12 protein-coding genes are annotated in these 12434 nt (G+C 32.2%); 11 read left to right on the plus strand and 1 reads right to left on the minus strand.

Annotated elements, in window-relative coordinates; all coding sequences use genetic code 11:
- The 11 genes from U472_RS07475 to U472_RS07525 all read left to right on the plus strand — a co-directional run.
- Window positions 1-492 (plus strand): transposase (locus tag U472_RS07475; RefSeq protein WP_141677960.1); only part of this gene is annotated, 492 nt, incomplete at its 5' end.
- 153 nt (window positions 493-645) lie between these two features.
- Window positions 646-1344, plus strand: coding sequence for a response regulator (locus U472_RS07480; protein ID WP_068717036.1), 699 nt, complete (start codon window positions 646-648; stop codon window positions 1342-1344).
- Window positions 1345-1369: 25 nt separating this feature from the next.
- The gene (gene pnpS / locus U472_RS07485; protein ID WP_068717288.1) at window positions 1370-3148 is read left to right on the plus strand and encodes a two-component system histidine kinase PnpS; all 1779 of its coding nucleotides are present in this window, start codon (window positions 1370-1372) and stop codon (window positions 3146-3148) included.
- Window positions 3149-3397: 249 nt separating this feature from the next.
- Window positions 3398-4321 (plus strand): PstS family phosphate ABC transporter substrate-binding protein, encoded by a 924-nt coding sequence (locus tag U472_RS07490; protein WP_068717038.1) that lies wholly within the window; start codon window positions 3398-3400, stop codon window positions 4319-4321.
- A gap of 216 nt (window positions 4322-4537) precedes the next feature.
- Entirely contained in the window at window positions 4538-6211 is a 1674-nt protein-coding gene (locus U472_RS07495; RefSeq protein ID WP_068717040.1) for a methyl-accepting chemotaxis protein, read from the plus strand.
- Window positions 6212-6442: 231 nt separating this feature from the next.
- Window positions 6443-7348, plus strand: a complete 906-nt coding sequence (locus U472_RS07500) for a PstS family phosphate ABC transporter substrate-binding protein (RefSeq protein WP_068717043.1) — start codon at window positions 6443-6445, stop codon at window positions 7346-7348.
- Between the two features lie 138 nt (window positions 7349-7486).
- Complete coding sequence (gene pstC, locus U472_RS07505; RefSeq protein ID WP_218059049.1) at window positions 7487-8380, plus strand: phosphate ABC transporter permease subunit PstC; 894 nt, start codon at window positions 7487-7489, stop codon at window positions 8378-8380.
- Complete coding sequence (gene pstA / locus U472_RS07510) at window positions 8380-9234, plus strand: phosphate ABC transporter permease PstA (RefSeq protein ID WP_068717045.1); 855 nt, start codon at window positions 8380-8382, stop codon at window positions 9232-9234. Before pstC ends, pstA begins: the two co-directional genes overlap by 1 nt.
- A gap of 15 nt (window positions 9235-9249) precedes the next feature.
- Window positions 9250-10008: a phosphate ABC transporter ATP-binding protein PstB gene (pstB, locus tag U472_RS07515; protein ID WP_068717047.1), complete on the plus strand. Its 759-nt coding sequence runs from the start codon at window positions 9250-9252 to the stop codon at window positions 10006-10008.
- 80 nt (window positions 10009-10088) lie between these two features.
- A complete protein-coding gene (gene phoU / locus U472_RS07520) occupies window positions 10089-10739 on the plus strand; it encodes a phosphate signaling complex protein PhoU (protein WP_068717049.1) in 651 nt (216 codons plus the stop codon).
- A gap of 411 nt (window positions 10740-11150) precedes the next feature.
- The gene (locus tag U472_RS07525; RefSeq protein ID WP_176714123.1) at window positions 11151-11585 is read left to right on the plus strand and encodes a bacteriohemerythrin; all 435 of its coding nucleotides are present in this window, start codon (window positions 11151-11153) and stop codon (window positions 11583-11585) included.
- Window positions 11586-11728: 143 nt separating this feature from the next.
- Here U472_RS07525 and U472_RS07530 read toward each other — a convergent pair whose 3' ends face one another.
- Window positions 11729-12238, minus strand: a complete 510-nt coding sequence (locus tag U472_RS07530) for a ferritin family protein (RefSeq protein WP_068717051.1) — start codon at window positions 12236-12238, stop codon at window positions 11729-11731.
- Window positions 12239-12434: the final 196 nt, after the last annotated feature.

The following is a 12434-nucleotide window of genomic DNA, read 5'->3' on the forward strand; positions in this document are numbered from 1 at the left end:
CCTAAAGGACAACCAACTATAATTGAAAAGAATGGAACACGTAAAGGTCTTAATATCATAGGTGCTACTGAAGTATTAAGAGATTTCTATTTCCTCTATGAAAAATATAAAAAAGGAACAAAAGATTCTATTTCAATCTGTGCTACAGAAATTATTTCTTTTTTAGAAAAATTATTAGAATATGACCATCAAAGAGGTATAGAAAAAACTTTTGTACTTTTAGATAATGCTAGTATTCATAGAGCAGATCTAGTAAAGAAATTTGTTCGCAAAAATAAAGATCATTTATTTCTATTATTCCAACCTCCATATTCTCCTGAACTTAACCCTCAGGAGAATATGTGGAATTGGATGAAGAAGTTTTTATCTAATAAGTCTGCTTATACATCCATTGAAGAATTATCAAACCAATTGAAGATATTTTCTGATTATGCTAATAGTAACCCTGAAAAGATAAAACAACGTGCAGGTGCTAGGAATTATTTTGGATAAATTTCATTTTAGATTCACAAATCTATATAATCATTCAACTTTGAAGTGAAATTTAAAATTAGGAATAACTTTCATAAGATACTTAAAGTAAGAAATATAGTAAGGCAAAATTTCTGTGGGGATATAAAATTGTCAAAGAATGGGGGAGGATTTATGAGTAATAAGATTTTAGTAGTTGACGATGAAGAGAATATAGTGGAGTTAGTGAAATTTAATCTGGAGAATGAGGGTTATCAAGTTATTACTGCCTATGATGGGGAAGAGGCTTTGAAAAAGGTTGAGGAGGGCCACCCTAATTTGATTGTATTGGATTTAATGTTACCAAAATTGGATGGATTTGATGTCTGTCGCCAGATTAGAAAGGATAGTAAGTTAAGTAAGATACCGATTATCATGCTATCAGCTAAAGGTGAGGAGATTGATAAGATTTTAGGGTTAGAGTTGGGGGCTGACGATTATGTAACTAAGCCCTTTAGTCCTCGTGAACTCTTAGCAAGGGTAAAGGCAATTTTACGTAGAGCTAAGAAGAAAGGGGAGAAGGAAGAGGAAATAATAGCTTTAGGTGATATAAAGATGGATCTAACTAAATATCGAGTACAAGTAGATGGCTCAGAAATTAGCTTGACTCCCAAGGAGTTTGATTTGTTGGCTATTTTAATGACACATCCAGGCCAAGTATTCTCTAGAAGTTATCTGTTAGATGAGTTATGGGGCTATGATTATCATGGCGACACTAGAACAGTAGATGTTCATATCAGAAGGTTAAGGAAGAAGATTAGTAACTATAGTGATGAAGAGAGCATCTTAACTGTAAGGGGTGTAGGGTATAAATTCAAGGAGGTTAAGGATTAATATAGAATTGGGGCTGAGTTTAAGTATGTTACAGAGATTACGGAGTGTTAAAACTAAGATCATAGCATTGTATTTAGTTATGCTAGTAACTACATTGATGTTTACTGGTTATTTTTTACAGAGATCTTTAGAGAACTATTTCTCTAGCTGGTTAGAGAGAAAGCTAATTAAAGAGATGCAGTTAATTCTTACTATTGTTAATCCACTCTTAGAGGATAAAGATTATGCTAGATTAAATAAGTCAATTATCACTTATGGTGAAGAATTAGAGACTAGAATTACGATTATAGATTTAAAAGGGAAGGTTCTGGCTGATTCCCGTAAAGATCCCTTGACTATGGAGAATCATCTCTATCGACCTGAAGTACAAGAGGTCTTAAAAGGGAAGTTGGGTAAAGAGATAAGATATAGCTCCACTTTAGATATGAATATGAAGTATGTTGCTTTACCTATTAAGAAGGAAGATGGAAAATTAATTGGTATTATTAGGGCATCTCTGACTTTAAATAAACTACAAGAGCTATATAATGGTATTTGGACAGTATTACTAAAGTCATCCTTTTTTGCTATATTGGTAGCTGTATTATTATCTCTAAAGTTAACAAATCATATTACAGATCCAATTAGAGAGATTACTTCTGCAGCTCAAAGGACAGCAAATGGTTATTTAGACCATAAGTTAGTTATTAGGACTAAAGATGAGATTGGACAATTGGCTCTAATGTTTAACTATATGGTTGACCGGGTTAAAGATAAGATGCAGGAGATATCAGGGGAAAAGAATAAAATAGAAGCTATTATAACAAGTATTGGTGATGCTGTAATAGCAGTTAATAAAGAGAGAAGAATACTTCTCTTTAACTTGGCTGCTGAGAGAATCTTTGGAATTAAAGAAGATATGGTATTGAATAAGTCGCTAATTCAGATTACTAAAAACTATAAATTAGATGAATTAGTAGAGCTCTCTTTAGAGAAGAATGAGATAATAACAGAGGAGTTGGAGATGTTAGTACCTGAGCAGCGGGTCTTTAGAATACAGATTGCCCCTATTGAAGGAATAAAAGAAAGTATAGTTGGGGTTGTAGCAGTATTAAGGGATATTACTGAGATTAGGCGTCTGGAAGAGATGAGAAAGGAGTTTGTAGGAAATGTCTCCCATGAGCTTAAAACTCCTTTGACCTCTATCAAGGGATATGTTGAGACATTATTAGATAGTAGTCCTGATGAGAAGATTTCCCGCTCTTTTTTAAGCATTATTAGAGAAGAGGCTAATAGATTACAACGGTTGATTGAAGACTTATTGAGTCTATCTAGGCTAGAATCGAAGTCAAATTATTCAAGTAAAGAGCAGGTGGATATGATGAAGGTTATTAATGATACATTGTCTTTACTAAGGGAAAAAGCCAGAAAGAAGTCTATTTCTTTGGAATCAGATTTACCTGTCTCTTTGCCTTTAATAGAAGCCAATAAAGATCAGATGTCAAGGTTGATGATTAATCTAGTCGATAATGCCATTAAGTATACACCTAGGTGTGGAAAGGTTAAAGTAAGAAGTTATAATGAGGGTGAAAAATTAATCTTGGAGGTAGAGGATAATGGGATGGGAATTCCAGAAAAAGACTTGCCAAGAATCTTTGAAAGGTTTTATCGTGTCGATAAAGCAAGAAATAGAAAGTTAGGAGGAACAGGATTGGGTTTATCGATTATTAAACATATTATTGAAGAGCATCAAGGTCAGATTAGTGTAGAGAGTAAGGTTGGAGAGGGAAGTAAATTTATAGTAGAGTTACCTTTAAATGCTTAATAATTTTAAATAGGCTCATCTTTCAGATCTGATAACTGATATTAATGTATCACAACCTTTGACTTTATAAAAAATAAAGCTCTATTTTTGATGCTTTGTTTTTTTTATTACTACGTTCTTATGTTTTTCCTCTTTTAACATTATGTTAACATTCTCTTAATTTATTTGCAAAAAAGCCCTGTTATACTTTATTTGAGCGTTAAGGGAAAGATAATAAAAATACAAGTAAATAAGAGGAGGAATTTATGGATGTTTAACAGAAAAGGTATTGCTTTATCTTTAGTATTACTTTTAGCAGTTGGAGTATTATTTACTGTAACAGGAAAGGTAGATGCTTGGTGGATTTTTGGAGGTAAAGACAAAAAAGAAGAGAACGCTTATATCCAAATTAAAGGCTCTGATACAATTGTAAACTTAGCTCAAACATTGGCTGAAAAATATATGGAAGAAAACCCTAATGTCTCTATTGCAGTAACTGGTGGAGGATCTGGTACTGGTATCAAAGCACTAATTAATGGAGAGGTTGATATTGCTGATGCTTCTCGTGTAATGAAGGATAAAGAGATTCAAATGGCTGAAGATAATGGTGTAGAGATTTATAGAGTTGTATTAGCTATGGATGGATTAAGTGTTGTTGTAAATGAGGACAATCCTGTAAAGAACTTAAGCATGGAAGATTTAGGTGCTATCTTTAGAGGAGAGATCACTAACTGGAAAGAGGTTGGTGGATCTGATACTCCAATTACATTATACGGACGTCAAAACAGTTCAGGTACTTTCGTTTACTTCCGTGATGCGGTATTAAAAGGTGAGTATTCTGATAAGATGAACAGAATGAATGGTAATGCTCAAATCGTTGAAGCTGTTAAGGCTGATAAAGGTGCTATCGGTTATGTAGGAATCGGTTATGCTGCTAAAGATGGTAAAGAAGTAGCAGGATTAAATGTAATGAATATTAATGGATCTACTCCATTAGATCCTAAGAATGTTAAGAATGGTTCTTATCCATTAGCTAGACCATTAAATCAATATATCAATGGTAAGCCAGCTGGAGCTATCTTAGAGTTCTTAAAATATGAGTTAAGTGCAAAAGGAGAGGCTTTAGCTATCGAAGAAGGTTTCTATCCTGTAACCCCTGAATTCCAAAAAGTTAATAAAGAGACTATTAACTAATATTAGGACAACTTAGCCTTTATAAAGAGATAACCCAGTTTATCGTAAGATAAACTGGGTTATCTTACTATAAAATGATTACTAATATATTAGTGGCTATTTTCTTTACAATAAATAGGGTTAATACCTTAGTAATTTAATATTTAGATAAAAGAGTAGTAACTTAAAGTTTAAATTATTTAAGTTACAAATTTATATTATGGGGGTCTTGTCTAAATGAATATATTTATTAAAGATAAGATGTCAATATTCGTTGATTTCTTAAATAGAATTATAAGGATAAGTAGTGTTAAGGATAAATTTAATAATTTAAAATTTAGATATAAATTACTTATAGGATTTTCAGCAGTAATTTTAGTGTTTTTATTAGGTTCAATGATTAATTTATTATTCTTAAACAGTATTAATGATGATACTACAGTAGTTAAGGAATCTGGAGATAATATGTATTATGTCTTAAAATTAGCTACTTTAATTAGGGCTAAATATATAGATGCTGTTGATTTATCTAATAATAATGATAAAGCAATCCATCGTTTTGAAAAGCATGAAAGAGAGTTTCAAAAGATAGCTGGTGAGCTAACTGAAATTATCACTGATAAGAGACCGAAAATGCTCTTAATAGAATTAATTAAACAGAATAATGAGTTTAATAGGATATTTACTGAGGAACTAATTCCAGTTTATAATATTAAAAATGGAAGAGATGTTCCAGAATATAATGGGATTGTTAATTTTCAAGTGCCGATGATTGCTATAATTAATACTAGGGATGATTTAATTTATGCTAGTAATGTATTAAATAAAATTTTTACTGATAGACGGATAAAAGCAGTAAATGATTTAGGAGAACATATAAAGTCTAGTTATACTTCTTCTATAATATCAGTTGTTTTTACAATTATAGTTTCTTTGCTAATTGTTACTATATTAGAGAATAATTTAGTTAAGACCTTACAGAAACTAGTTGATTATAGTAGAGAATTAGCAAGCGGTAATTTGAAGGTTGAGAAATTAAAGATTAATACAGGTGACCAGATTGAAGAGTTGGCAAGAAGTTTTAATACCATGATAGATAACTTATATGATTTACTTACCAACATTTCTGATACAAGTAATCAAGTGGCAGGATTTAGCCAGGAGTTATCCTCTTTATCATTAGAAGCTGATTCTACTATTCATTCTGCCTCATCAATAATTAGCGATATGTCTGAAGGAGTAAAACAAGTAAGTAATAGTAGCCATGAAGTTATGGAATTGTCTTATAATGTAGTAGATATAACAAAGAGCGGATACAATAAGATTAAGGCTTCAATTGAGCAAATTACAAAAATTCAAAAGACGGTAGATAATGTCGCACAAGTAATAGATAGATTTAATCAAAAGTCCAATAAAATTGGTAAGATTACTGATTTAATCGATAGAATTGCAGATCAAACCAATTTATTAGCCTTAAATGCTTCAATAGAAGCAGCAAGAGCAGGTGAGGCTGGTAAAGGTTTTGCTGTTGTGGCTGATGAGATTAGAAATTTATCAAAAGAGACTTCTGAGGCTACTAAGAATATTGATAACTTAATTAGAGAGATTCAAAAGCAGTCAAAAGAAGCAATTAATGCTATACAAAAAGGTAAAGATGAGAGCCAAATAGGGGAGCGGGTTATTAAAGAAGCAGGAGAGTCTTTTGATGGTGTAAATGCTGCTATTACAGATACAGTAGCAAATATTGAAGAGACTACAGCATCTACAGAACAGCTAGCAGCAGGAAGCCAGGAGGTTTTGAAAGTAACAGAGGAAGTAAAAGCTATCTCTAAGGAGGTTACTATGGAGGCTGAGAAGTTATCAGTTATGGCAGATAACTTAAATAGCTTATTACATAACTTTAATTTATAACCAAAATTTTATTTGGTATATTTCCTTAAGAACCTGTAATAAGCCTAAAATAATCTTAATAACAAGTGGTTATTATGTATAAAATCTAGTTTATTGTAGAAATATAAAAATATTACATTAATATTAAGACCCTGTTAACACTCTTTTAACATTTTTGTAACATAATTTGAACTTTTATCTGTTATACTAAATTTGATGGTTTAAACCAAAATTAACTTGGGGGGAAGAGAAATGTCGAAAAAAGTATATGGATTAATCTTTTTAGTTTTAATCACTCTTGTGTTTTTAGTAGGATGTGGACGGGCTCCAGAGGGACAGAATGAAGAGCAAGAAGGAGCTTATATTCAAATTAAAGGCTCTGATACTAGTGTAAACTTATCACAGATGTGGGCAGAAGAATATATGTCTAAGAATGAAGAGGTGTCAATCTCTGTAACTGGTGGTGGTTCAGGTACAGGTATTGCGGCTATAATTAATAATAAGGTTGATATTGCTAATTCTTCTCGAGATATTAAGGATTCAGAGAAGAAGCAAGCAGAAGATAATGGTATTAAAATTGTAGAGATAGCAGTAGCAATGGATGGTTTGAGTGTAATTACTAACGCTAATAATCCTGTAAAGGATTTAACTGTAGAAGAGATAGGTAAGATATTTAGAGGAGAAATTACTAATTGGAAAGAGGTTGGTGGTCCTAATTTAGCTATAAATACATATGGACGTCAGAGTAATTCTGGGACTTATGTTTACTTCAGAGATGAAGTCTTAAATGGGGATTACACTGCTAATATGAAGAGAATGAATGGAAATGCTCAGCTGGTAGAGGCGGTTAAAGCTGATGAAAGTGGAATTGGTTATGTAGGAATTGGTTATGTAGTAAAAGGTGAAAAGGTAGTGAAAGGGATTAATATATTAGATGTTAATGGTGCTAGCCCATTAAAAGCTGAAAATGTTAAGACAGGGGCTTACCCATTAGCAAGACCATTATATCAATACACTAATGGTAAGCCAACAGGAGCAGTACTAGAGCTTATTAAATATGAGTTAAGTGATGAAGGACAAGAACTTGCAGTAAGAGAAGGTTTTTATCCTGTAACTGAAGAGTATTCAAGGCGAAATAATGAGAATTTGGGACAATAGATTATAAGGCTCAACATGAGTTGAGCCTTTAAAATTGCTGATTAATATATACATAAATAATATTGGCTTTATAATAATTTCTTGAAATTTTTTATATTAGAATATTTATCAAAATAAATATGGGGGAGGTTGAATCATTTGAAGAGAAGAAGTAGTTTTTCTAGATTTAAGGAAAAGATGATTGAAAAATTTTTCTTACTAAATGGCTTATTAGTTGTTTTCATTTTAGTTGGTATATTCTATTTATTATTGAACGAGAGTTTACCAACTTTTCAGGAAGTAAGTATAGTTGAGTTTTTTAGCAGTACTATTTGGAATCCGACTGGTTATCATCAGCAGAGTTATGGGATTGTTTCATTAGTATTTAGTACTATTGTTGTAACAGTTGGCTCATTAATATTTTCAGTACCTCTAGGAATAGCATGTGCAGCTTACTTATCTGAAATTGCACCACCTAAAGCTAGAGAAGTATTAAAACCAACTATTGAAATTTTGGCCGGAATTCCTTCGGTAGTTATTGGGTTTTTAGGTATAGTATTGATTGGACCGATGATTGCTCGGTTATTTAATTTACCTAATGGCTTAAATGTAATTAATGGATCTGTATTATTAGGGATTATGGCTTTACCAACGATTATTAGTATCTCTGAGGATGCAATAAATGCAGTCCCTGATGACTATAAGAAAGCCTCTTTGGCTTTAGGGGCTACTGAGTGGCAAACATTAGTCAAGGTGACTATTCCTGCTGCTTTATCTGGAATTATTGCGGCTGTAATGTTGGGGATGGGAAGAGCAATTGGAGAGACTATGGCTGTATTAATGGCTACTGGTAATGCCCCTGCGTTCCCTAAGAGTATCTTTTCTGCAGTAAGAACATTGACTGCAACAATTGGTATAGAATTGGGAGAGGTTGCTTATAACACAACCCATTATTACTCATTATTTGCAGTGGGCTTAGTATTATTTGTTATGACCTTCTTGATTAATATAGTATCTGATTGGGTATTAAACAAGTATGAGGAGGCAGAATAATGTTTTCTAGAGATGTTCAACAGAAGATAGGTTTTGGTTTCTTGAGATTATCAGCATTGTTTGTGTTATTTATTTTGGTAGTTATTCTTTATGATATTATTAGTAAAGGTATTGGGGTAATTAATTGGGAGTTCTTAACTACAGCACCTACCCATGGTATGACAAAAGGGGGTATCTTTCCTGCTATAGTAGGAACTTTTTCTGTTACAGTTATTACTGCTTTATTAGCAGTTCCTTTGGGTATGTTTGCGGCTATTTACTTAAATGAGTATGCTAAACAGGGAAGAGTTACTAGAATAATTAGAATGTCTATTAGAAACTTAGCAGGGGTACCATCTATTGTATTTGGTCTTTTTGGATTGGCTTTATTTGTACAGATTTTAGGTTTTGGAACTTCTATCCTATCTGCTGGTTTGACTTTAGGTTTGATGACTTTACCTGTTACTATTACAGCAAGTGAAGAGGCTTTAAAGACGATACCTAATAGCTATCGAAATGGATCTTTAGCTTTGGGAGTGACTAAGTGGTATGCAATTAGAACAAATGTATTGCCCTATGCAATTCCTGGGATGTTAACAGGAACCATCTTAGGTCTATCAAGAGCGGCAGGAGAAACGGCACCTATTCTCTTTACAGGGGCAGCCTTCTTCTTACCCTTCTTACCAGATTCACCCTTTAGTCAATTTATGGCCTTACCTTATCACCTTTATGTAATGTCAACTCAACATCATGATATAGCTAAGGTTAGACCATTAGCTTACGGAACAGCTTTGGTATTGATTGCTTTAGTTTTATCTATGAATATGATTGCAATTTTATTAAGGTATTGGTTACGTAAGAAAGCAAAAAGATAATAAGGAGGAGACTTTATGGCTAAGAATACTATGGAAGTAAGAGATTTAGATTTTTATTATGGAGATTTTCATGCACTTCATAATATCTCATTAGAGATGCCTGCTAATAAAGTTACATCTTTTATTGGACCATCTGGATGTGGAAAATCTACGTTTCTTAGAACTTTAAATAGAATGAATGATTTAATTGAAGGAACAAGGGTAGATGGAGAGGTCTTAATTGATGGTAAGAATATATATGGTGAAGGGATTGATATCGTCGATTTACGTAAAAGAGTAGGGATGGTATTCCAACACCCTAATCCTTTCCCTAAATCTATCTATGATAATGTAGCTTATGGTCCTAGAGCTCATGGCTTAAAGGATAAGCAGAAGCTAGATCAAATTGTAGAAGATAGTTTAAAATCAGCTGCTTTATGGGATGAGGTCAAAGATAAGTTGGATTCATCGGCAATGGGGATTTCAGGGGGGCAGAAGCAGAGATTATGTATTGCTAGAGCTTTAGCTGTAAATCCAGAGATATTGTTGATGGATGAGCCTACTTCAGCTTTAGACCCAATTGCCACAGCCAAGATTGAAGATTTGATTGAGAATTTAAAGAAAGATTATACTATTGTGATTGTAACCCATAGTATGCAGCAGGCTGCTCGTATATCTGATTATACAGCATTCTTCTATATGGGTGATTTAATTGAACATGGAGCTACAGAGAAGATCTTTGAAAAACCAGAAAATCAAAAGACTGAAGATTATATTACAGGTAGATTTGGATAATATAAAGATATTACTAATTGGTATTTATTTAATTTATAGATAAAAAGGTATATGCTGTTTATTTAGAGAGGAGGCTTAAAATGGTAAGAGATACATTTCACCAAAAATTAGAACATTTAAATCAAGACCTTTTAAAGATGGGAAGTATGGTTGAAGAGGCGATTCATAAAGCGGTAACTTCTTTAATGGAACAAGATCTTGAATTGGCAAAAGAGGTTATTGCTAATGATGATACTTTAGATGATTATGAGGCTAAAATAGAACAAGAGTGTATTCAACTGATTGCTTTACAACAACCTGTAGCTAAAGACTTAAGAAGAATTGATATGATTTCTAAAGTCGTTACTGATTTAGAAAGAATAGGAGACTTAGCTCAAAATATTGCTATGGTTACTTGTGAACTTAAGAGTGACAAATTTGTTAAACCTTTAGTAGATATTCCCCGTATGGCTGAAATTGCTCAAGAGATGCTTCGAGAGTGTTTAGATGCTTTTGTTAATTCAGATGTTGATAAAGCAAGAAATACTGCTCAAATGGATGATAAGGTTGATATGTTAGATTCTCAAATCTTCCGTGAGCTCTTAACTTATATGATGGAAGATCCTAAGTCTATTAGGCAGGGCAATTATTTATTATTTGTTAGTAGGTATTTAGAAAGAGCAGCAGACCATGCAACTAATATTTGTGAAAGAGTTATATATATGATTACTGCTGATAGGGAGAGTTATTAGTTTAAAAGATTCTTTTTAAGAGGGGCTTTCTATCTATTAAATTGAGAGTTTACATTTTTTTAACATGATATTAATTCAATTGTAATTTGAAGCTGCTATAATATAATTAGTCCCAATAGAGGAGTAGATACTCTTCTTCCCAGAAAAAGCCTAGCTTTTAAGCTAGGCTTTTTTGTTATTGAGGGAATTATGTTGTTAAAGTTTATCTGAAATTTATTTATAACAGCAAAATAAAAGTAGACTAACAAGCAATTAATTCTCATAATTTGAGAGATTCATTGAAAATTTTTTGAAGAGAGACGATAGCTCAACTTGCTCTTTTAATTAAGGTAGTAGTGATTGTAATTAGATTAAAATTAGAATATAATAAGATTATTGATAGTAAATAACATTTTGAATATAAGAGAAAGGGTGATAGCTATTAAGTGGAAAGATGATTTATTGATAGGTGTTGAAGAGATTGATCAACAGCATAAAGAAATCTTCAAGAGAAGTAATTATTTTCTTAACTTCTTAAATAATAATGAGAAAGAAGATAAGAATACTATAATAGATGAGATGGAGAATCTATTTTACTTCTTAACTGATTATTTTGTAACTCACTTCAGTAGTGAAGAAAGGTTACAAGAGGAATATAATTATCCAGATTATGAAAAGCATCAATTTATACATAAAAACTTCATAGATAAGATAACTGAATTAAAATTTGATTTTATTAATGAGAATGAGGATATTCATTCTTTGGCTGTCAAGTTGAAAGAAGAAGTATTAGTTTGGTTGGTTGAACATATTAATAAAGAAGATAAGAAGGTAGGGGAATATATTAATAGCTCTATAGAAGAGTAAAAAACTATAGTGATATTGATATTAAGAAGATAGTAATGAAATATAGTGAGTTTATTTTTAGATGATTAACTCTTTGTATTTATAAAATGAAGTTTAGTTAATAAAGACAAAGAGATGGTCTAATTTTAGACCATCTCTTTGTCTCAAATATTCATCCAAGGCCAAGTTTGGCTCTCATCAGTGGCATAAAAATCACCTGTATTTTCAAAGTAATTGAAGACATTTTCTAAGGATTCGTAATGCCATTCTTCTTCCTGCATTAAAGCTTCAAAGAACTTTCTCTCTGTATCATCCCCAGTCTGTTTAGCTAATCTCTCATAAATCTCATAAGTATCCTGTTCTAATTCCATAGCATGGCGATAGATATTTGTATTACTCTCTTTCCAGTCTTCACGCTCGGCTGCTGAAAAACTCTCAAATACCTTCTGAATTTGACTTTCAATATCTTCAGGTTGATAATCATTCTCCTCAATAGATTTGTTAGCAGCTATCTTTTTGACCTTATCCATATGATCTAACTCTTGAGCAGCTAGACTCTCCAAAACTTTGCGAGATAAAGGATTTTCTGCTCCCTCTATATGATTATTATAGTAGTGATAGCTCTCCTTTTCCATCTTAAGTGCTAGTTCTAAGGACTCTTCTTTAACTCCCATTTAAATTCCCCTTTCTTAATTGTTAGTATAAGCAGTGATTTTTTCTATCAATTATTAGTTTATGTAATCTATATATTCTAAAACGTGGTAAAATTAGTAAGAGAAAGGAGTGATGATGAAAGAAGGACGAACTAGAGGTTCGTCCTTAAAGATAGATTTAGTTTATAAGAATTAATTTAATATTGAGTTGCTAGCT

The organism is Orenia metallireducens (assembly GCF_001693735.1).
Lineage (GTDB): Bacteria > Bacillota > Halanaerobiia > Halobacteroidales > Halobacteroidaceae > Orenia > Orenia metallireducens.